The sequence below is a fragment of the Streptomyces sp. FIT100 genome (genome assembly GCF_024584805.1).
Classification (GTDB): domain Bacteria; phylum Actinomycetota; class Actinomycetes; order Streptomycetales; family Streptomycetaceae; genus Streptomyces.
Map to the genome: position 1 here is coordinate 4,216,101 of NZ_CP075715.1, position 19,087 is coordinate 4,235,187.

The following is a 19,087-nucleotide window of genomic DNA, read 5'->3' on the forward strand; positions in this document are numbered from 1 at the left end:
GCCTTGCGATCGCACGCACCAGACGCCGCCGCGCCCGCCCTACGGGCGGACGACGCTACTTTCGCAACACGCCCTAGCCGTGGTGCCAAGGCCAGCCGCAACTGGGCATCGACGGCCATGACCTGCGGCCGCCGAACCGATCACCGCACGGCCGTCCCGGCAACGCCGGGCCGATCGGACTGTCAGTGCAACCCTCCCTCGGCCTCGTCGAGGCTCCCGGTGAAGGCCCGACCGTCGGCCTGCCGCCACCGCGGCGGCCGGTCATGTTCGTCGGTTCGGTGGAGGTCGCGATGCCGAGGCGTCGGCTCCGGTGTTGCGTCCGCCGACCCTGGTCGGTCTGGACGGCCACGGAGTCCCAGGTCGTTGACCTGGGACTACGTGAACGAGCGGACGGCAGCCCCAAGGCCGGTCAGGCGCTGGACAGCGTCGTCGCCAGCGACTGAAACCAGGCGCCGTGGGAGAACGGCTCGGGCGGGGCGACCTCCATGCCGAGCTCGGCGGCGGCCAGCGCGTAGTCCCCCTCGTCCAGGGGGAGCGCGAGCAACTCGTTGAGTTCGCCCACGAGGCGTGCGACCAGCTGCGGGTCGGTGGTGGCGGCGTAGTCGGCGACGGCGGCGTCATGGTCGGCGAACTCGTCGACGATGTCCTGCGAGAACCAGCCGCCGAGCAGTTGCGCGGTCTCAGGGAAGCGCGCGTGCCACTCCCAGTGCGTCTGCGGGGACGACGGTTCCGGGACGTCGCCCTCCTCGATGCTCTTCTTCAGGTGGTCGGCCAGCACCATCAGCCAGTCGCCGATCTCCGACTGGGGCATCCCGGTGTCCGGGATCGCGTAGAACTCACCCAGGCCCTGCCGGATGCGGCCCGGAGGGTTGCGGCTGTACTCGCGCAGCTGGCGCTCCGCCTCCGCGATGGCCGAGGGGCGGGTGTGCCAGGTGTGACGGAGGTACGCGTCCAGCGCGCGGCTTCGCCTCTCCGGGGTGTCGTCGGCCGGCTGTCCCAGGTACGCGCGCATCACCTGATCCAACTCGCCGTATCGGCGGTCGTGTTCGAGGGGCTTCATGGACATGTGCGTGCGGCCCCTACAGGTAGAACGGGACGGTCGTGTGGACGACGAAGCCGTGCGGGCTCGACGGCTCGCGGCGCAGGACGACGCGCGCCGCGCGGACGTCGACGGGCCCGCGGCCCGCCAGCAGATCGGCTTCCAGCTGGACCCTGCCGACAGGCTCCTCGCGGGACGGCCAGGCGGCCTCGATCGTGAGGCGGGCCCGGGTGTTCTGGGCGAGCCAGCGGTGGACGACCTGCTCGTTGGCGGTCACCACCTGCTGGGTGGCCCAGTGGGCGGTCTCCCGGTCGGGGTAGGAAGCGGAACGGGTGAGCACGGGGGCATCCTCTCAAATCACCTGGTCAGGAGCTGCGCTCGTACGGATCGGCATCCGTATCGGCAGCCGGATCAGTAGTCGGAGAAGTTCCAGAACATGCCGACCTCGGTGTCCGTGACGACGACCAGGCCGCAGTCCTCCGAGTACACGCTCAGCGGGCTGTAGCCGAAGCTGTCCAGCGTGAAGTCGAGTGTGCCGGGCGCGCTGCCGGTCTTGCTGACGTTGGTGTGATAGCTGGCCTCGTCCCCGTAACGTGCGAGGATCGTGCGCGCCATCGCCCGCAGCTCGTCCTGGCTCTCCGTGAACCGCGCCAGGTTGGACAGGGCGCAGCCGTCGTCCGTGAGGGCCAGCAGCAGGTTCTCGGCGCTGTCCCGGTCGATCTCCTTGAGGCGCTGCGCGACGTACTCCGGGGGGTGGACGGCGAAGGGGAACGTGGGGAACCCCTCGCGCTCCGGATTCTGCGCCGCATCGTCGAGACCGGCCCAGCCCCGCGGGTCCGGGACCCGCGCCATCAGCGCGAGGACGTCGAGGATCCAGTCCTCGTGGCGGCGCGGGCCCGTGGCGTCGTACGGGTACGCGTCCTCGTACAGGTGACGTACTGCGGCTTCCCAGGCGGCCTGGTCGACGGACATGTGGCGCTTGCCTTTCTCGGTGGGGCGCTAGGACTTGTAGGGCATCGACGTCATGACCGTGAACGGCGGGTTGCGGCTGCTGTCGTACTTGAGGCGCGTCTCGATGCCGTTCACGTCGTATGCCTTGGCGCCGATCCCTCCCTCCTTGTAGCCGGACTTCGGGTCGTTCGGGTCTGCCGGCTGCTTGAACACGCTGCGGCCGCTGGTCTCGCCGTTCGGCGCGGTCGAGCGGAACTTCTCGACGTCTCCGTCGGCCAGCTGCGGCGGGCCCTTGATCCACGCCTCGATGGCGGCCTTGTTCTTGTTGAGGTTGAACTCGGTCAGCTCCTCGGCCCGCTGGTAGCTCCGGAAGGCCGAAGAGCTGCCGGGGAACGGTTTGCCGTGCGGCCAGGCCTGCGTGGGGCCCTGCGACTGCTGGTCACGCAAGCGCTGCGCCAGCTGCTCGTCCGTCTTTCCGACGTGCTTGTCCAGGGTGTGGCCGTCGGCCATGTACTCGTTGGCGGCGAGGTTCAGGTCGTACCTGCCGGCCGAGTCGACCTTCAGCCAGACCTGGGAGTCCTTGAACTCCTCCAGGGCCCGCATGCCGAAGCCGTGTGCACGGGCGACGCCGGCCTCGAACTTGGGGGCGCTCAGGTACGCCTCGTCCAGCGGCTCCTTCAGCGCCTCCATGCGGCTGGTCAGACCCCCCAGGATGCCGGTGTACGTGTCGACGATCCGGTTCAGCTTCGCCGTGTCGATGTTCAGGACGGTCTTGACGTCGAACGACAGGACCAGGCCCGCACCCTTGCCGATGGCGGACGTGACGGTGGTGAGGATGCTCTTGGGGTCCTTGGGCTTGGCCAGGTCCTCGATGATCTCCTTGGCCGCCTTCCACATGGCGCGGTGGAGCTCGTCCGCGACGTCGCGGTTCAGGTCGACGGCGGCTTCCGCGTACTCGCGCAGGATGGTGGCGATGTTGTCCGCCGTGTCCTTCAGTACGGCCAGGACGGGCTCGCTGCCCGTGGGGACGCGGGGCGTGCCCGGGCCGGAGCTGGCGGTCTGCCCCCACTGGTAGCCGTGCCGTTGCTGGCCCCACGCCGTCCCTCCCCACAGGGCGCTGCAGAAGGTCCGCATGGCGGCTTCCCAGTCGGCCTGCTGGTGGTTGGTGATGGAGCCGACTGCCTGGGTGAACTGGTCCGCCCCCGTCGTCGCGACGATGGAGACGTTCATCCAGCTGTGGCACAGGGAGTTGAGATAGTGCTGCTGCGGGAAGGGGTGGACGTCCGCCACCCTTCCGATCCGGAACACGTGCTTGCACAGTGGCTGGAGGACGTCCCGGACGATCTCGGGGATGCCTTCCATCAGGCCGCGCAGGATGTCGTCACCGCCGTCGTCGTCACCCCACTTGATGTCGGGTATCGAGTCGAACTTCGGTGCCTTGTCGATGACCGCGGGCCGCGGGCGCTGCTCGGCCGTCTTCCCCGGCTTGGGGTGGGCCGCCGCGTCCGCCGTGGTGTAGGCGTTGGCCGTCTCGGTGAACCCGACCGCGACGCCGCCCACGCTGAGTACGGACCGGCCCCAGACCTCCAGCCAGCGGTCACCGATCTTCTTGTACGCCTGGGCGAACGTCTGGGCCTCGGCGCCGGCACCTCCGGCATCGGGGTACTTGCCCAGCTCCTCCAGGAGCTTGTTGGCCCCGCGCACCATAAAGTCCTGTTGCGCGGCGACCCGGCCGGAGACCGACCAGAGGTCGCTCGGCTTGACGTCGATGGCGCCGTTGCCGCCGGGTGACTGGGCGGGGGCGGAGGGGCCGGCCATCAGGCGCCGCCACCCCAGCCTTCGAGTACGGACCTGTTGGCCGCGGCGTAGTTGAGGTGCCCCTTGACGACGACCTCGTGGAGCCAGGCCTGGGCGGCCTTGAGGTCGTCGGCGGAGTGGCTCCACTTGTCCAGCTCGTCGATGAAGGCCTCGCGGGCCTCGCCGTCCCAGGCCAGCACGACCTTGGTGGCCCGCCCGTACAGCGTGTCCAGCCTCTCGTTGAGGGTGCGGAGGATGTCCTCCAGGTTCCCCGAAAGGCGTTGCAGGGTGGCGAAGTCGACGGTGATCCGGTCTTCGTCCGGCATGGTGCTGATCCCCCGTGGTTCAGACGTCCAGAATGCGGCTCTTGTGCTGCCCGGCGTCCGGCGCGGGCGCCGGTTCGGGCACGGTGAGGGCGCGGGCGGCGGCGGACACGTCCTCGCCCTCCTGTAGCCGCCGTATCCGGGCCAGGGTGTCGAGCTCCTGTTCGGTGAAGCCGTCGCGCGAGGCGCGCGTGGCCGCTTCGAGAAGGATCATCACCTGGCGGATGCGCACGGCGTCCTCGGCGACGCCGCGGTGCAGGGAGCGGTACGCGGTGGCGGTGGGGCCCTGCCAACCCGCGGCGATCCTGTCGACGACCTCGTCCATGGCGCGGGTCTGCTGTTCCAGAAAGCGCTGCATCTCGTCGAGATCGTTCGCCAGTCCGGTGAGTCCGTCCTCCGAGACGTCCAGATCGGCGTTCCGCATCCTGAGCCCCCGCTCGTCGCGCCGTTCGTACGCGTACTTCTGCGTACGGGTGTTCACTCTAGCGGCCGGTCCCCCTGTCGATCAGGCTGGTGCACGACGCCTAACGTTGTCCGGACAACAAGAAAGGCCCGGCTCTATGAGCTGGGCCTTCGTCGTGGAGCGGGTGACGGGAATCGAACCCGCGCTCTGAGCTTGGGAATCCTGACAATGATCTCGTGGTATGGGCTCGTGACCTGCACAGACGCTGCCGCCGACGCTCTTCGGAGAGTGGCCGGTGTCGCCTTGATTGACCGTGGCTTTCCGCCCTGGGTGGTGCGGAGGTGGTGCAGGGTGGTGCACCTCAACGAGTAGATGAGGAAGGAGCCTTCGGCTCCTGCGACCTACAAGGGTCGGCTTCGCCGACGGGCTGCAACACCCGGGGTGTTGCAGCCGTCTGTGACCGGACAGCCCGGACACCTCAGATTTGAGCTGTCCGGGTCGTTCGGGCTGGTCAGGTGGGGTGACCGGACAGTCGGACAGCTGGGACACCCACCGTCAATGCCACAGGTGCGCATTCACGGCGCGCGCCTCATCCCTTATGTCCAAGAGCTCAATCACGTTCACTCCCTCGGAGCGGAGGGCTTCAACACCGGCGCCGGCACGCACGAAGAGGTCTGGCTCCCGCCATGCGATGACGACACGGCGGATGCCCGATTGGAGAACCAGTTGTGTGCAAGTCAGCGCCCTGGACTTGCGTTCCGAGCAGGGCTCCAAAGTGCTGTAGAGCGTTGCTTCGAGGAGCCGCGGGTCATTCCACGCCACCTTCGACAGAGCTGATTCCTCAGCATGGACGTACAGGTCCGTCTCGCGCGAGTAGCCGCTCGCAACCTCCTGACCATCCGCACTAACGATTACAGCCCCGACGGAGAATGCCCTTTCGACAGGCGGGCTGAGACGGGACAGCGCAATCGCTCTCGCCATCCATGCCCGGTCGTCGAGCTGGTTCACGCCATGCTCTCCTGCTTCGGGAGGTAGCGCAGAAGGACGACGTCGCCGATCGTTCGCGCCTCAGCAAGGCGCATGCGGCGGGTCGAACCTCCGGGATAGCTGGCCGGGTACAGGAAGCGGGGAGCACCGGCGTCGCCCACGACCAGCGGCGCGATTGCCAGGTGAATCTCATCGGCGAGTCCCTGGGAGAGGAACGCTGTGTGGATCTTGCCGCCGCCCTCCACCATCAGGCGTTCCACGCCTCGGTTCCCTAGGTCGTCAAGGAGTGCGCCGAAGTCGATGGACGCCCCGGTGGATACGACGTCGGCAATTCCGGTGAGCCGATCCCGGAGCTTTTCGGCGCCCGCGTCCGTCGTGTACGCGAGCTTCTCGCCGCCGTGGTGCCAGAATTTCAGGTCGGGGTCCAGGTCTCCACTGGCGGAAACCGTGACCTTCAGGGGGTACGCAGGCTTTCCGGCTGCGACCCGGCGAGCGCGCCGCTCTTCGCTGTTGACCAGAAGCCGCGGATTGTCAGCTCGCATCGTGCCGGCGCCGATGAGGATCGCGTCAGACTCCGCGCGGACCTGGTCAACGCGATCGAAGTCCTCGCCGTTGCTGAGCAGGAGCCGATCGGCAGTCGTGTCGTCGATGTGCCCATCGACGGAGGTTGCCACGCTCAGCAGTACATATGGACGGGGCACTGCGGATCTCCTTGGCTTCGCTGGAGTGCGGGTGGACCGTCAGGCTTGCCTCAGCACGGCCTCGGTCATGGCGTCCTTGAAGTCGGCCACGCTCGGGACAGTACGCCACTGGTTCATGGACTCATCGAGTTGGGCCAGCTCCCGGTTGATGCGAGCCGATCCGGTTTCCTCGCCGATGCTCAGGGCCTGGAGGCCCACCGAGGCGGCTTGCTCTGCCTCTCCGGCGTTGGCTAGGGCAACGGCCTCGCGGGCGAGATAGACGCCTCGGTCGCGGTGGTACCCGGCGGGCAGTCGACCGATGGCGCTGCGAAAGCCTTCAGCGGCACCGTGGTGGTTGCCAAGGACCGCGTGGCTGTGGGCGCGCTGCACTTCGATGTACGCGGTGTCCAGCCACACACCCCACGGTGAGCTGGGGTCGGGGTCCATGTTCGCGTGAAGGTTCAGGGCGTGCTCGTAGGCGCGCTGGGTCATGGTCACGTCCTTGCGCAGCGCATGGCCGTGGGCGCCGTAGGTCGCGGCGACCGCCGCAAGGCGACTCCGGGGGGCCGCATGGCCTTCCGCAGCTTCCGCGACATCGACAGCCTCGATGGGGTCTCGCATGTCGCCGGCCAGCTGGCTGCGGCGTGCAAGGATGTACGTAGTCAGCTCTGCATCACCGGCCATGTGGGACGTTTCAAGAGCTTCTCGCGTCCAGTGCTGGGCAGCGCGGAAGTCTCCCAGGTCCTGGAAGAACCATCCGCACAGCTCGGAGTACTGGGTCTGTACCTGTAGGAGTTGGCGACGATCGGCGCCGCGAAGGTCGGCGCGCAATTCCTTGATGGCGGCGATCTGCTGTTGGACGACGGGGATGACCTGCGTAGGGCCGAAGCGGTTGTCGTTGTCGATCAGGACTCTCCGCGTCGCCTGAAGGAGTTCGATCGGGTTCGCGCCGGACGCGCTGAGGCTGGAGCGGCGTGCGGCAGTTGCGGCGGCTGGGAGGTCTGAGGCGGCGGCTATCGCAGCGCCTGCTCCGAGTGCGCCGATCAAAGCCCTGCGAGAGAGCGACACGAAGATGATCCTTCCGTCATCGGTTCGTACAGGGACGGAGAGCCCCTCCTCAGACGGTGCCTGGATACCCGATTCGTCAGCCAGGGCCACAGGCGACTTGGACACATGGGGCCCTGGATTGGACACATGCCGGGCGCGCAGGGCCTCAAGGCTGGCCCCTTGGGTGATCGACTCATGCAGCCGGATGAGTGCCCCGCTCGCCCCCAACGCGCTGTCATACGCGTGGACGAGGTCAGGGGAAGGAGCCTGATCGCCTCGCTCCACTCGGGCCATGTAGCTGCTGTTGAACACGATCGCTTGGCCGAGTTTTCCCAGCGATAACCCCCGCTGGTTCCGCCATGCCCGCATCTCGGCGCCGAGGTAATGCAGTGGGCTGGCATGAGGCGTTAGTTCCTTCGGCCGCTGCCCCATTCCGTCCTCCCCGATGTGGCCCATGTGGCCGCCCTGCGGCGGCCACATGATGTGTCTGTCGCCCAGTCAAGTTCCGTCGCTACAACAGATGCAGAGGCGGATCCCCAGCCTATCGACGCAGGCTGGGGCGCCGTATCCGAAGCAAGGGAAGGAATTGGATCGTGACCACGGCGATGACTCGGCAGCTGACGCCGGCAGCACTGCGCGACCTGGCTTGCCAGGTTGTGGTCGCCGCAGCGGGCGAGCCCTCATTTGGTCTCCAGCACCGCCACGCGCTCGCGGAGGTCGTCGACCTCCACTCGGAGGCGACTCACCTCATCGCGCAGCTCAGCGATCGCGGCTTCCGGTCCCGCGTGCCGGGCGCGGTCCGCGGAGTCGGAGGTCAGGAAGGCGCCTTTGCCCTGATGGGTCACAACAAGGCCGTCGGTCTTGAGCTGCCGGATCGCGTCGCGGGCGACCGTCACGGTCACCGCGTAGCGCCCCTGGATCTCCGCCAGCGATGGCAGCTTCCCCGCCTGCTTGAACTCGTCGCTGGCGATCCTCTTCCGGAGGTCTTCCGCCACCTGCTGATAGGCCGGTTTGCCGGTCCACTCAATCATCTGCACCCCATGAGTCGTCAGCGTCTCTCTGCCTCATAGTGCCCAAGCGGCAGAGGTAGAGCCAGCTCCGGACCCAACGACTTGGGCAAGGAGACTTGCGCAACTCTGCCTCACAGTGCACTCTGAGGCAGGGTTGAGGTTCCGGCTCCCCGGAACTCTCGGCTCCCCCGCGACGCCTGCCCACGTGGCTAGGCGAGCGAACGGCAAGACCCGCGCCCAGAGGGCCCCGTGACACGGGCTCGAAGGAAGCGTCCGTTCCTTGAGAACTCCACAGCGTGACGAATGAGGCCGCCGCCTCCTCCGAAAAGGCGGCCAGCGCGGTGAGGTCCGCGCAGCCCTGATGGTCGTAGGCCGGGTTCGATTCCCGCCGGGGCACGCACGACACCGCCGCGGCGGCGGGACTCCCCACCAAGGTCGCCTGCCGCCGCGGCTCTCCCTGCCAATCGACTTCAGGAGTGATCCATGCGTACGTACATCGGCGGTCATCAAGCCGTCTCTGCCACGGACTTCGTGGAACTGGCCCTCGGTACCCCGGTTGAGCTGTGGCTGGGCGTGGAGGGCGAGAACGAGATGGAGCGCGTGGCCCGCCTGGATGCGGCCCGCGACATCCTGGCCGACAACCCGAGCCTGCCGGACGACGTGTCCCGGATCGCTGCGGAGGCGATCGAGGCGTACGCGCCGGAGCTGTTCAACGTCGTCCCGTTGGTCCGGCCGGCGGTCCGGCGGACGCGGTCCCGGAAGGGAGCTGCGGCATGACGACCATGCAGACCGGCGAGCGGCCGGCGGTGCCGCCGCTGACCCGCCCGGAGACGGGCCTGGCCGGTGTCGGCGCGCTCGCCGCGGCCGGTGTCGGCGCCCTGGGCCTGGTGGCGTCGTTCGACGCCGTGTCGGAGGCCGCTGCGCGGTGGGGGTTCGCCTCGCCGTGGATGCTGCCGGTCGGGATCGATGTGGCGATTCCGGTGTTCACGGTGGCCAATCTGCTGTTGATCCGGCTGGACATGGCGTTGGCCTGGGTGCGGTTCGTGCCCTGGGCGCTCACCCTGGTCACCTGCGGGCTGAACGTGGCGGCTGGGCATGGCGTGTGGGCGAAGGTGGCTCACGGGACGATGCCGCTGTTGTGGGTGGTGTTCTCCGAGATCGGCGCCCACATCTACGCCGTCCGTATCGGTGCGGCGACCGGCCGGCGGATGGACAAGATCCGTTTCGGCCGGTGGCTGCTGGCCTTCCCTTCTACGTTTGCTCTGTGGCGGCGGATGACGCTGTGGGAGCTCACCTCCTACACCGAGGCCCTCGCCCGGGAGAAGCAGCGGCAGCTTGCCCGCGCTGAGCTGCGCGAGGTGTACGGGCGTCGGTGGCGCAAGCACACCCCGCACCGCACCCGCGTACTGCTCAAGCTGGGCGACCTTGCACCCGTCGCGATCGAGGCTGACCCGGCCCCGGAGCCCCGGCCCGAGCCTGAGCCCGAGGCATCGAACGACGCGGCGCCCAAGCCGCGACGGAGCCGGAAGCCGAGCCCGAAGCCGAAGGCGACGCGCACGGCGGCGGAGCTGCTGACCGCGGCGCGGGAGGCCGCCGTCGACTGGCCCGATGCCGAGATCAACGCGGAGAAGATCCGAACCACGCTGCGCTGCTCGGCAGCCAATGCCCGTACCGTGCGGGACGCACTGCTGGCTGAGCGGACGGAAGCCGCGCGTCCTGTCGAGTTCGAGGGGGCAGCGGCATGAGCAGCACCCTCTTAACCGCTTTCGCTGCTGCCGGGCCGGTCGCTGCGGGATGGCTCGTGCACGCGCGGTGGCTGCGGCGGAACCTGCACACGGCCCGCCGTGACCCGCTCACCGGTCTGCGGACCCGTGAGGGCTTCACCCGCCGCGCCACGGTCCTGCTGAAGGACCCGCGGGCGGTCGTGGTCCTCGCGGACGTCGACAAGTTCAAGCAGATCAACGACACCTACGGCCACGCCGCCGGGGACGCGCTCCTGAAGGCGACCGCGGCACGGCTGGCGCACTACGTCGGCACGGAGGGTGTGGTGGGTCGGCTCGGTGGTGATGAGTTCGCCGCGGTCGTCCTCGACACCCACGGCACCGTGGGCGATCTGCTCGCCGTACTGCATGGCGTGCTGGCCCGCCCGGTCGACGGACAGCCCCCGGCAGTGCGCACCACCGTGTCGCTGGGCTGGGTGCGTGCTGGGGACTTCCCCGGCGAGGACCTGTCCTCGCTGCTGGGTCGGGCGGATGAGGCCATGTATGCGGCCAAGCAGGGCCGCGCCGGAGTGCGCCGCGCAGGGCTCGGCCGCCTGTTCGCCACGGTCACCGGTCGGCGCTCAGGTCGCCGCGGCGCCCGTACCACCCCGCCGGATGTGGGGATGGTCGCCTGATGTCGCCGGCGTTCGGCAAGTGCTACGACCCGACCGGCGCGACGTATGGGATCCCCACCTACCCCTGGCGCCTTGCCCCCGACGGCTACGCGACCCGCCGCCAGCTCCGTGCCCGTGGGCTGCGGCCCGGTGGGCAGCCGGTTGCCGCGCAGTTGATGCGCCGCTCCCCGCGTCGCAAGGGCGGGGTGGTGGTGGCTCACCTGTACCGGATCGACCGGGCGAAGCCGGTGCGGCCGATGACGTCGCGGAAGTGGGGCGCGCTCGCTCTGGCGATGCTTGCCCGCCGCACCTGCCCCGCCTGCCGACTGGATGCCGGGTACGTCATCCCGCCCACGCTCGGCACCTGCGTCACCTGCGCCTACCCCGAGGAACAGTGCGCTGCCTGAAACCGAATGCTGAGGAGCACGAGCATGCGTCCCGTCCTTCTGCACACCCTGATGCGCCGCACCACCGATGTCCGCACGGTGGCCTACCGCCCGGAGCGGCTGACGGTCGACACCGCCCGCCAGATCATCCGTCGGGCCCGTCGAAGCGCCGCGGTCGTCCGCGTCTACGAGACGACCGACCGCGACGGCAACAACATCCACCTCGCCCACGTCCACTTCGGCCCCGGCCGGTGGAACGACGTCGACTCCGTCACCGACATCTACGAGATCCCCACCCAGGCCCTGACGGCACTCTGAACCGCTGGTCGGCCTACAGGCTGTCCGCCGCGGCACCGATGGTCGACGCCCACCACTGCTTCAAGCGGTGGCGACGGTTGCAGTAGCTCCGTCGCCGCCATCGCGGCTGCTCGACCGGCTGTCTGCACCACTTGCACGGCCGGGTTCTTCGCCCGGCACTCGTTTCCCCGCCCATGCCGCGACTGTAGCGGCCCAGTTCACGGGCCCGGACGCCCACCTTCCACAGCGCCGTCCGGGCCCCACTCCAACCCTGTTCCCAGGGAGGAACACTCAGTGAATCACGACGACGAGAATGAACTCTTCAACCGACTCGAAGCAGACATGGCCGCCGACCCGTCGCCCGACTCGGGCGCCGATGTAGTCGACCTGAACAAGGCGCGGTCGGCCCGATCGGAGTCGGGCGACGCCACCGCCGACCCGTCGGCCGACTCGACCCCGCAGGCGTCGGGTGCCGAGTCGGGCGACTCGACCGCGATGCGGTCGGGTGGAGGGTCGGGGCCGGTGATGGTGGATGGTCCGGCCCCGGCGGGGCCCGGGTTCATGGACCTGGTCAAGGGCGCCAAGCGCCGCCCGATCGTGCCGATGTGGCTGCGCTCCACCGGGGAGCTGAAGGCCGCTACCGGTTGGGTGGCCGGGCACTACGGCCACAAGGCCGGGTATCACGCGCTGCGTGCCCCGGTGTACACGGCCCGGCTGGCGCTGCTGTCGCCGCGTGGGGCGGCGAAGTTCGTCGGCTCCACGATGCGATGGGTGGCGGACAAGGAGGGGGAGCCGGTCCGGCTCGCCGCGGTTCGCCGCGAGGACGCGGCCGACTACCTGAAGCTCTCCCGCCAGCGGGACGGACGGGTGCGACTGCGCACTCTGATTACGGTGCTCGCCTCGGTCGTCGGCCTCGGGGCGGCGCTGGCCCTCTATGTGCTGGCCCCGGGGTGGCTTCAGGCCGTGTCGGTCGGGGCGCTGCTGCTGGCGCTCGGGCACGTCGGCCGGTACGAGGACGCGCCGGTCTTCACCCGCGCGGTCGACTTGCCGCACGTGGAGCGCCTGACCTCTGACATCGTCGGCCGCGCGTTCGCCGCGCTGGGGATCGCGGAGATCAACAAGCAGGTGACCAAGGGCAAGCCGGGCATCGAGTTCAAGGCCCCGATCCAGCGCGACGGCAAGGGCTGGCGCGCCGATCTGGATCTCCCGCACGGGGTGACCGTCTCCGACGTGCTCGACCGGCGTGAGCGGCTCGCCTCTGGTCTTCGGAAGTCGCTGGGCTGTGTGTGGCCCGAGCCGGTACCGGGTGAGCACCCGGGGCGGGTGATGCTGTGGGTGGGGGATCAGGACATGGCCCGCGCCCCGAAGCCTGAATGGCCGCTGTTGAAGGCCGGTACGACGTCGCTGTTCAAGCCCGTCCCGTATGGCACCGACCCGCGCGGCCGGCAGGTGGGCTTCGACCTGATGTACGCGAACTTCCTGACCGGCGCCATGCCGGGCAGGGGTAAGACGTTCGCGCTGCGGATCCTGCTCCTGGCCGCCGCCATGGACCCGACCTGTGAGCTGCACACCTGGGAGTTCAAGGGCACCGGCGACTTCTCCGCGTTCGCCCCTATCTCCCACACCTACGGTTCCGGGCCTGGTGACGATGCCACGGTGGAGGGCTGCGTGGACGCGCTGGAGTACGTCTACGGCGAACTCGACCGCCGCGCCCGGGTGATCAACGGCTTGCCCAAGGACATCTGCCCCGAGAACAAGGTCACCCCCGCCCTGGCGGCGAAGAAGTCCCTCGGGCTGCACCCGCTGGTGATGTCCATCGACGAGTGCCAGGAAGTCTTCACCCACGACCGGTTCGGCAAGAAGGCCGCCGAACTGGCCACCGCCATCATCAAGCGGGGCCGCGCCCTGGGCGTGATCCTGCTGCTCGGCACGCAGCGCCCGGACGCCGACAGTCTGCCGAAGGCGATCAGCGCCAACGTCGGCATCCGGTTCTGCCTTCAGGTCATGGGCCAGCCCGAGAACGACATGGTCCTGGGCACGTCGATGTACAAGAACGGCATCCGCGCCACCTCGTTCACCGCTGATGACCTGGGCATCGGCTACCTGGTCGGGGCGGGGCCGAACCCGCAGATCGTCCGCTCCTACTACATCGACAACGCCAACGCCGAAGTGATCTGCCAGAAGGCCAAGGCCGCCCGCGCCGCGGCCGGCACCCTCCCCGACCCCGAGGCGCCGAAGAAGGAGAAGACCGCAGACACGCTGCTCGCGGACGTGCTCGCGGTCATCGCTCCGGATGAGGCCAAGGTGTGGAACGAGACCGTCATCGAGCGCCTGGCGGAGCTGCGGCCCGAGCGCTACGGCGACTGGGCCCGCATGAGCGGCGAGGAGCAGACCGCCCACCTGACCGCAGCCCTCAAGCCCTACGGCATCAGCGTGGGGCAGGTCGGGCGCCGCATCGACAGCAAGTTCACCAACAAGCGCGGCATCAAGCGCGACGACATCACCAACGCGATAGCTGAGCGTAACCGAAACCGGGACGCGAGCTGAGCTAGGAGGGCTGCTATCGATAGCGGGATGCCCTGCTATCGATAGCAGCCCCGATAGCGGCCCACACCCCATCTGATCAGGCCGCTAGTACATAGCGGCCCACCTGCGAAAACCCCGGAAACCCGCCTGGGAGGGCCCCACGTGACCCCTGCCCTGTTCGCTATCGCCTGCCTGCTCGCCGTCACGTTTTGTTACGGCGGTCTGTGTGCGGCCGTGCCGTTCGGACCCTGCCGCAAGTGCCGCGGCATGGGCCACCAGATCAAGACCGACCGCAAGGGCCGCATGAAGCGCGGCAAGGACTGCCGCCGCTGCAAGGCCACCGGCAAACGCATACGCGTCGGCCGCCACCTCTACAACGTCGCGGCCCGCATCCACCGCGACGGCACCCACTGAACCCCACTCACTCACACCGGAAGGGACCCGTCGTGGTCGTCACCGTCTCGCTCGTCGCCCTGTTCGGGCTCGTCCTGTTCTTCCTCCTGCGCTCCAACTCCCTCGGTTACGGCAGCGCGTTCACCGCTGCCGGGTTCGGCTTCTTCCTCGCCTCCACCGGCGCCTCCGGACCCATCAACGAACTCGCCACCGCCGTCATCAACGCCCTCGGCAACCTCTGAGAAGGGCCACCACCATGACCGATCGGATCACGCTCATGGCCGCCGGCGAGCTGCGCACCGCACTGGAGGCCACCGCCCGCGGCGACCTCCCGGCGGCCGCCGCCGCACTCATGAGCATCGACCCCACCTCATGGCAGGCCATCGAGCACCGCCTCACCGTGCTCGGCGGCTCGCTCCCCGAGCTGCTCGCCACCGTCCGGGACGGTGGCGCATGAACGGCGAACTCATCACCGCGGGTGTCCTGTTCACCCCGGCCGCGGTCATCGGCACGGTCTTCCTCGCCGGACACCGGGCATCCCGCCGGGCCGACGACGCCCTGGCCGCCGCGCTCGCCGCACACCAGGCCACACCGGCCACGGGCACCCAGCCCCCGGGCGGGCGCGAGACGGACTCGCGGCCTGCCGCAGAGCCAGCGCGGCTGGCCGCAGTCATCGACTTCCCCACCTGCCGCAGCGACGCGGCATAACCCCCGAGAGGACAGCCATGTTCGAGATCCGCATCATCTGCGACCCGGACGACCGCGACCGCGTGAGCAAGACCCTCGCGGACGCGTTCACCACCGGGCCGGTACGCGAGCACCCCACCCGCGACGGGAAGCGCACCTGCCTCTACCTGACCGCCGACCACCGCCCCGAGCCGGAATCGTGGCCGACACCGGATGAGGCGTACGCGCTCGCCCCGAGCATCATCAGCGAGATCGGATGGACCGCCCGCACGGCCGCCGACAAGCCGTTCGGCGCCCGTCTCGGGCGGGAGTTCTCGCTCCGCAAGGCCGCCGTCCTGGACCGCATCGCCCTCGCCGACGAAGCCGCCGGCATCCACGGCGACGCGGCAGAGGTGGCCACCAAGGCCGCCCAGCGGCTCATGGAGGTGGACGACGCGGCCGTGATCTGCGACCCGCGTTTCTACATCCGCCGCGAGTACGCCCGCTGGGCCAAACACCAGTAGCAACGCCGCGGCGGCGGGACTCCCCACCAAGGTCGCCCGCCGCCGCGGTTCTCCCTACCCGTCCGAAGACAGACAGGAGACCTACAGCATGACTCATGACCAGCCCCACGCGCTGCTCACCGCAGCCCTCACCGCTGCTGAGCGCGGCTGGCACATCTTCCCCCTCGTCCCCGGCGACAAGCGCCCAGCACTCCGCGACTGGGACACGTGGGCCACCAGCGACAGCGAGCGCATCGGCCGCTGCTGGGCACACGCCCCGTACAACATCGGCGTCGCCGCCGGACCCTCCGGTTTGGTTGTCGTCGACCTGGACCGGCCGAAGCACCCCGACGACGTCCCGCCGGCGGCGTGGGCCGAGTACGGCGTCACGGACGGGGCCGACGTGCTCGCCGTGCTCTGCGAGCGCCACGGCCAGCCCTTCCCCACCGACACATACACGGTGCGCACGTGGAGCGGCGGCACCCACCTGTACTTCGCCGCCCCGGAGGGCGAGCCCCTGCGCAACACCGCCGGGGACAGTGCCCGCGGACTGGGCTGGAAGGTCGACACCCGCGCCGTCGGCGGACTCGTGGTCGGCGCGGGTAGCACCTTCCACGGACGCCGCTACGCGGTCACTCACAACGGCCCCGTGGCGTCCCTGCCCCGCTGGCTCGCCGAACTGCTGCGCCCTGCCTCCTTGCCCGCACAGAAGCCCATCAGGGTTGCCCTCGCCGGTCGTGGGCGGCGCAGCGCCTTCCTGCGGTCCGCGGTCAACGGGGAAGTGGAGCGAGTCACCCGCTCCGGCCCGAGCCAGCACAACAACGCGCTCTACATCGCCGCGGTCGCCCTCGGGCAGCTCGTTGCCGGGGGCGAGCTGAGCGAGGCCGACGTGACGGGCTGGCTCCTGACCGCCGCACTCCAGGTCGGCCAGGGCGAGCGCGAGGCCCAGCGCACGATCAACTCCGGTCTGCGGGCCGGTGCACGGCGTCCGAGGACGGTCGCCGCATGAGCGCGTCCCCGATTCCGCCGCTGCACCTGTACTCCGTGCCCAGCGACCCGGAAGCGGCGCCCAAGACGCCGCCAAAGCGCGAGCGTCCCCGCACCTCCTGGACTGCGGATCAGCTCATGGCCGCACGCTTCCCGGAGCCGAAGTGGGCCGTGCCCGGCATCCTTGCCGAAGGCGTCAGTCTGCTGGCCGGACCGCCCAAGGTGGGCAAGTCGTGGCTGTCTCTTGGACTCGGTCTCGCCGTTGCGGCCGGCGGGCACGCCTTCGACTCCGTACCCGTTCAGGGCGGCCCGGTGCTCTATCTCGCCCTGGAGGACACCCCGCGCCGGTTGCAGACCCGCATGGGCAAACTGCTCGGTGGCCAACCTGCCCCGGCGGGGTTGACGCTGGTGACCGAGTGCCCGCCCTTCCCGCAGGGCGGCACGGAGGCCATCGCGCAGTGGTTGGACCGCAATCCGGATGCCCGGATGGTCGTCATCGACGTGTTCGCCAAGATGCGCGGGCAGGCTCCGCAGGGTGTGTCGGCGTACGACGCGGACTATGTCGCTGTCGGCTACGCCAAGCGGCTCGCGGACCACTACGGCATCGCCGTCGTCCTGGTCCACCACGTCCGCAAAGCGGGCTCGGACGACTTCCTGACCGAGGTGTCCGGCACCAACGGCATCGCCGGAGCCGCTGACGCCACCCTCGTGCTCAAGCGGGCCCGCGGGCAGGCAGACGGCATCCTCCACGTCACCGGACGCGACGTGAACGAAGCCGAGTACGCGCTCCAGTTCCAGGAAGCCTCCGGCGCCTGGCACTTGCTCGACGGTCCGGCGTCCGACCACACCATCGGCGACACCCGCGCCGCGATCCTCCGCCACGTCCGCGCCAACCCCGGCGCCAAGCCCAAGGACATCGCCGCAGCCCTCCCGCAGGTCGACGTGGACACCGTCCGCCGTACCTGCTCCCGCATGGCCGCCGACGGACAACTCACCAAGGACGGCAGCGGGCGCTACTACCCCCACACCGAGACCCGGACACAGACCACACAGGAGGTGTCCCAGCTGTCCGACTGTCCGGTCACCCCACCTGACCAGCACGAACACCCCGGACAGTCCGAACTGGACCTGTCCGGCCTGTCCGACTCCGATTCCCAGCGAGGTGAACGTCATGCGTGAGCGGTACCTCTCCGTCGCCGAGGTCGCTGAAGTCCTCGGCACGACCGAGCGTTTTCCTCGTCGGCTTGTTGCTGAGCGGCGGATCACATTCGTGAAGGTCGGACGCCATGTGCGCATCCCCGAAAGCGCGCTGGCGGCGTTCGTGAGCGCCAACACCGTGCAGCCCGTGCAGCCCCGACGTCGCACGAGGAGGGCTGCGTAAGTGGGACGGAAGGGACCGCAGAAGGGCAAGGCCATGCGGCGCTTCGGAGCGGTACGGCAGTACCGCTCCGGTCGCTGGACCGCTTCGTACATCGACCCGACGGGACAGCGGCGTCGAGCGGACGAGACCTTCGACACCAAGACCGATGCCGAGGTCTGGTTGTCGCAGGTGGAGGCGGACATCACCCGCAAGGACTGGCGGGACCCGGATGCCGGCGCGGTCAACTTCGAGGAGTTCGCGCTGAAGTGGGTCGCTGAGCGGGGGGTGGCACCGCTGACCCAGGAGCTTTACCAGCGGCTCCTCCGACTGCACATCCTGCCGACATTTGGGGAGCGAGACCTGGACGAGATCACGCCGCCGCGCGTACGCGAGTGGAGGGCCGAACGACTCCAGAGCACGGGCGCTACCACGGTGGCGAAGTCGTATCGCCTCCTCAAAGCCATCCTGGAGACCGCGGCCGACGACGAACTGATCCGCCGCAACCCCTGCCGGATCCGCGGCGCGGGCAAGGAAGAAGCCACCGAGCGCGAGACAGCGACCGTAGAGCAGGTGGATGCCCTCGCGGAAGCGATCGGGCTGCGCTGGCGCCTCATGGTCTACCTCGGGGCGTACGGTCCGCTGCGTCCTGAGGAGCAGGCAGAGCTACGGCGCAAGGACGTCGACCTGGACGACATGACGATCCGCGTCCGCAGGGCGGCTCCGGAGCTGAGCACGGGGAAGCGCGCCGAGGGCCCGACCAAGTCCGAGGCGGGCAAGCGGGTCCTCGTGCTGCCAGGGTTCGTCCACACGGACTTGAGGCGCCATTTGGAGTGGTACGCGGAGAAGGGTCCGGACGGGTTGCTGTTCGTGGGGGAGAAGGGCAAGCCGTTCCGCCGCTCCAGCTTCGGTCGCAAGTGGAGGAGGGCGCGGGCCAAGGTCGGCATGCCGGAGGGCTTTCGCTTCTACGACCTTCGTCACACCGGGCACACCCTGACGACTCAGTCCGGGGCGACGCTCAAGGACACGATGGTGCGCGCCGGCCAGTCGTCGGAGAAGGCGGCGCTGATCTACCAGCACTCGAACTTGGAGCGACAGAAGGAGGTTGCGGTGGGGCTCGACCGCAAGGTAAGAGAGCAGCGAGCGAAGCCCTCCGACCAGCCAAAACAGGGGGGAGGTGGTGCGGAGGTGGTGCGCGGCGCCTGAATCGGTCTAGACAACACAAGGGCCCAGGTTGGGGATCATGTCCCTGGCCTGGGCCTTAGTCTTTGGAGCGGGTGACGGGAATCGAACCCGCGCTCTGAGCTTGGGAAGCTCATGTTCTACCATTAAACTACACCCGCGAGGCGGAGCCGTTGATC

The 19,087-nt window shown here is 69.2% G+C and carries 25 protein-coding genes and 1 tRNA gene; 15 read left to right on the forward strand and 11 right to left on the reverse strand.

The features are described 5' to 3' along the window. Positions 1-409: 409 nt before the first annotated feature. From KK483_RS18985 to KK483_RS19025, 10 genes are all read right to left on the reverse strand, one after another. A complete protein-coding gene (locus tag KK483_RS18985) occupies positions 410-1,066 on the reverse strand; it encodes a contact-dependent growth inhibition system immunity protein (protein WP_262006402.1) in 657 nt (218 codons plus the stop codon). A gap of 13 nt (positions 1,067-1,079) precedes the next feature. Next, positions 1,080-1,379, reverse strand: a complete 300-nt coding sequence (locus tag KK483_RS18990; RefSeq protein ID WP_262006403.1) for an RNase A-like domain-containing protein — start codon at positions 1,377-1,379, stop codon at positions 1,080-1,082. A 71-nt stretch (positions 1,380-1,450) separates the two neighbouring features. Continuing rightward, on the reverse strand, positions 1,451-2,011 hold the full coding sequence (locus KK483_RS18995; protein ID WP_262006404.1) for a hypothetical protein: 561 nt from the start codon (positions 2,009-2,011) through the stop codon (positions 1,451-1,453). Positions 2,012-2,038: 27 nt separating this feature from the next. Then, complete coding sequence (locus tag KK483_RS19000; protein WP_262006405.1) at positions 2,039-3,808, reverse strand: RNase A-like domain-containing protein; 1,770 nt, start codon at positions 3,806-3,808, stop codon at positions 2,039-2,041. Next, positions 3,808-4,113: a WXG100 family type VII secretion target gene (locus KK483_RS19005; RefSeq protein WP_262006406.1), complete on the reverse strand. Its 306-nt coding sequence runs from the start codon at positions 4,111-4,113 to the stop codon at positions 3,808-3,810. Before KK483_RS19005 ends, KK483_RS19000 begins: the two co-directional genes overlap by 1 nt. Before the next feature lie 19 nt (positions 4,114-4,132). Continuing rightward, positions 4,133-4,591: a WXG100 family type VII secretion target gene (locus KK483_RS19010; protein ID WP_262006407.1), complete on the reverse strand. Its 459-nt coding sequence runs from the start codon at positions 4,589-4,591 to the stop codon at positions 4,133-4,135. 477 nt (positions 4,592-5,068) lie between these two features. After that, positions 5,069-5,521 (reverse strand): deaminase, encoded by a 453-nt coding sequence (locus KK483_RS35340; protein WP_313879358.1) that lies wholly within the window; start codon positions 5,519-5,521, stop codon positions 5,069-5,071. Continuing rightward, complete coding sequence (locus tag KK483_RS35345) at positions 5,518-6,174, reverse strand: dihydrofolate reductase family protein (protein WP_313879360.1); 657 nt, start codon at positions 6,172-6,174, stop codon at positions 5,518-5,520. The genes KK483_RS35340 and KK483_RS35345 overlap by 4 nt, the downstream gene beginning before the upstream one ends. Positions 6,175-6,240: 66 nt before the next feature. After that, a complete protein-coding gene (locus KK483_RS19020) occupies positions 6,241-7,683 on the reverse strand; it encodes a helix-turn-helix transcriptional regulator (protein WP_262006408.1) in 1,443 nt (480 codons plus the stop codon). A gap of 224 nt (positions 7,684-7,907) precedes the next feature. Further along, positions 7,908-8,258, reverse strand: a complete 351-nt coding sequence (locus tag KK483_RS19025) for a winged helix-turn-helix domain-containing protein (RefSeq protein ID WP_262009595.1) — start codon at positions 8,256-8,258, stop codon at positions 7,908-7,910. A gap of 462 nt (positions 8,259-8,720) precedes the next feature. Here KK483_RS19025 and KK483_RS19030 point away from each other — a divergent pair, with 462 nt between their 5' ends. The 15 genes from KK483_RS19030 to KK483_RS19100 all read left to right on the forward strand — a co-directional run bounded on the left by KK483_RS19030 (position 8,721) and on the right by KK483_RS19100 (position 18,932). Next, a complete protein-coding gene (locus KK483_RS19030) occupies positions 8,721-9,014 on the forward strand; it encodes a hypothetical protein (RefSeq protein ID WP_262006409.1) in 294 nt (97 codons plus the stop codon). Continuing rightward, complete coding sequence (locus tag KK483_RS19035) at positions 9,011-9,982, forward strand: DUF2637 domain-containing protein (protein ID WP_262006410.1); 972 nt, start codon at positions 9,011-9,013, stop codon at positions 9,980-9,982. The genes KK483_RS19030 and KK483_RS19035 overlap by 4 nt, the downstream gene beginning before the upstream one ends. Further along, complete coding sequence (locus KK483_RS19040; protein ID WP_262006411.1) at positions 9,979-10,632, forward strand: GGDEF domain-containing protein; 654 nt, start codon at positions 9,979-9,981, stop codon at positions 10,630-10,632. Before KK483_RS19035 ends, KK483_RS19040 begins: the two co-directional genes overlap by 4 nt. Further along, a complete protein-coding gene (locus tag KK483_RS19045; RefSeq protein WP_262006412.1) occupies positions 10,632-11,018 on the forward strand; it encodes an RRQRL motif-containing zinc-binding protein in 387 nt (128 codons plus the stop codon). The genes KK483_RS19040 and KK483_RS19045 overlap by 1 nt, the downstream gene beginning before the upstream one ends. A gap of 24 nt (positions 11,019-11,042) precedes the next feature. Beyond that, entirely contained in the window at positions 11,043-11,315 is a 273-nt protein-coding gene (locus tag KK483_RS19050; protein ID WP_262006413.1) for a hypothetical protein, read from the forward strand. A gap of 273 nt (positions 11,316-11,588) precedes the next feature. Next, positions 11,589-13,841 carry a cell division protein FtsK gene (locus KK483_RS19055; RefSeq protein ID WP_262006414.1) on the forward strand — a complete coding sequence of 751 codons (2,253 nt, stop codon included), beginning with the start codon at positions 11,589-11,591 and terminating at the stop codon, positions 13,839-13,841. Between the two features lie 141 nt (positions 13,842-13,982). Beyond that, positions 13,983-14,234, forward strand: a complete 252-nt coding sequence (locus KK483_RS19060) for a hypothetical protein (protein ID WP_262006415.1) — start codon at positions 13,983-13,985, stop codon at positions 14,232-14,234. 32 nt (positions 14,235-14,266) lie between these two features. Beyond that, positions 14,267-14,455 (forward strand): hypothetical protein, encoded by a 189-nt coding sequence (locus KK483_RS19065; RefSeq protein WP_262006416.1) that lies wholly within the window; start codon positions 14,267-14,269, stop codon positions 14,453-14,455. A 14-nt stretch (positions 14,456-14,469) separates the two neighbouring features. Next, positions 14,470-14,670: a hypothetical protein gene (locus KK483_RS19070; RefSeq protein WP_262006417.1), complete on the forward strand. Its 201-nt coding sequence runs from the start codon at positions 14,470-14,472 to the stop codon at positions 14,668-14,670. Beyond that, positions 14,667-14,921, forward strand: a complete 255-nt coding sequence (locus KK483_RS19075; RefSeq protein WP_262006418.1) for a hypothetical protein — start codon at positions 14,667-14,669, stop codon at positions 14,919-14,921. Before KK483_RS19070 ends, KK483_RS19075 begins: the two co-directional genes overlap by 4 nt. A gap of 17 nt (positions 14,922-14,938) precedes the next feature. After that, complete coding sequence (locus KK483_RS19080; protein WP_262006419.1) at positions 14,939-15,403, forward strand: hypothetical protein; 465 nt, start codon at positions 14,939-14,941, stop codon at positions 15,401-15,403. Between the two features lie 88 nt (positions 15,404-15,491). Then, positions 15,492-16,391, forward strand: a complete 900-nt coding sequence (locus KK483_RS19085; protein WP_262006420.1) for a bifunctional DNA primase/polymerase — start codon at positions 15,492-15,494, stop codon at positions 16,389-16,391. Continuing rightward, positions 16,388-17,548 carry an AAA family ATPase gene (locus KK483_RS19090; protein ID WP_262006421.1) on the forward strand — a complete coding sequence of 387 codons (1,161 nt, stop codon included), beginning with the start codon at positions 16,388-16,390 and terminating at the stop codon, positions 17,546-17,548. Before KK483_RS19085 ends, KK483_RS19090 begins: the two co-directional genes overlap by 4 nt. Then, complete coding sequence (locus KK483_RS19095; RefSeq protein ID WP_262006422.1) at positions 17,541-17,750, forward strand: excisionase family DNA-binding protein; 210 nt, start codon at positions 17,541-17,543, stop codon at positions 17,748-17,750. The genes KK483_RS19090 and KK483_RS19095 overlap by 8 nt, the downstream gene beginning before the upstream one ends. A 33-nt stretch (positions 17,751-17,783) precedes the next feature. Then, positions 17,784-18,932, forward strand: a complete 1,149-nt coding sequence (locus KK483_RS19100; protein ID WP_262009596.1) for a site-specific integrase — start codon at positions 17,784-17,786, stop codon at positions 18,930-18,932. Between the two features lie 63 nt (positions 18,933-18,995). On the opposite strand, the gene KK483_RS19105 is transcribed toward KK483_RS19100, so the two are convergent. After that, positions 18,996-19,069: transfer RNA gene (locus tag KK483_RS19105), tRNA-Gly, on the reverse strand. Between the last annotated feature and the right edge of the window lie 18 nt (positions 19,070-19,087).

Coding starts and splice junctions, on each gene's coding strand:
- KK483_RS19080 (WP_262006419.1), top strand. CDS start 14,939: ATGTTCGAGATCCGCATCATCTGCGACCCGGACGACCGCGACCGCGTG.
- KK483_RS19050 (WP_262006413.1), top strand. CDS start 11,043: ATGCGTCCCGTCCTTCTGCACACCCTGATGCGCCGCACCACCGATGTC.
- KK483_RS19090 (WP_262006421.1), top strand. CDS start 16,388: ATGAGCGCGTCCCCGATTCCGCCGCTGCACCTGTACTCCGTGCCCAGC.
- KK483_RS19020 (WP_262006408.1), bottom strand. CDS start 7,683: ATGGGCCACATCGGGGAGGACGGAATGGGGCAGCGGCCGAAGGAACTA.
- KK483_RS19075 (WP_262006418.1), top strand. CDS start 14,667: ATGAACGGCGAACTCATCACCGCGGGTGTCCTGTTCACCCCGGCCGCG.
- KK483_RS19030 (WP_262006409.1), top strand. CDS start 8,721: ATGCGTACGTACATCGGCGGTCATCAAGCCGTCTCTGCCACGGACTTC.
- KK483_RS19005 (WP_262006406.1), bottom strand. CDS start 4,113: ATGCCGGACGAAGACCGGATCACCGTCGACTTCGCCACCCTGCAACGC.
- KK483_RS19070 (WP_262006417.1), top strand. CDS start 14,470: ATGACCGATCGGATCACGCTCATGGCCGCCGGCGAGCTGCGCACCGCA.
- KK483_RS19045 (WP_262006412.1), top strand. CDS start 10,632: ATGTCGCCGGCGTTCGGCAAGTGCTACGACCCGACCGGCGCGACGTAT.
- KK483_RS19035 (WP_262006410.1), top strand. CDS start 9,011: ATGACGACCATGCAGACCGGCGAGCGGCCGGCGGTGCCGCCGCTGACC.
- KK483_RS19100 (WP_262009596.1), top strand. CDS start 17,784: ATGCGGCGCTTCGGAGCGGTACGGCAGTACCGCTCCGGTCGCTGGACC.
- KK483_RS19040 (WP_262006411.1), top strand. CDS start 9,979: ATGAGCAGCACCCTCTTAACCGCTTTCGCTGCTGCCGGGCCGGTCGCT.
- KK483_RS19085 (WP_262006420.1), top strand. CDS start 15,492: ATGACTCATGACCAGCCCCACGCGCTGCTCACCGCAGCCCTCACCGCT.
- KK483_RS18995 (WP_262006404.1), bottom strand. CDS start 2,011: ATGTCCGTCGACCAGGCCGCCTGGGAAGCCGCAGTACGTCACCTGTAC.
- KK483_RS19095 (WP_262006422.1), top strand. CDS start 17,541: ATGCGTGAGCGGTACCTCTCCGTCGCCGAGGTCGCTGAAGTCCTCGGC.
- KK483_RS19000 (WP_262006405.1), bottom strand. CDS start 3,808: ATGGCCGGCCCCTCCGCCCCCGCCCAGTCACCCGGCGGCAACGGCGCC.
- KK483_RS18985 (WP_262006402.1), bottom strand. CDS start 1,066: ATGTCCATGAAGCCCCTCGAACACGACCGCCGATACGGCGAGTTGGAT.
- KK483_RS19025 (WP_262009595.1), bottom strand. CDS start 8,258: ATGATTGAGTGGACCGGCAAACCGGCCTATCAGCAGGTGGCGGAAGAC.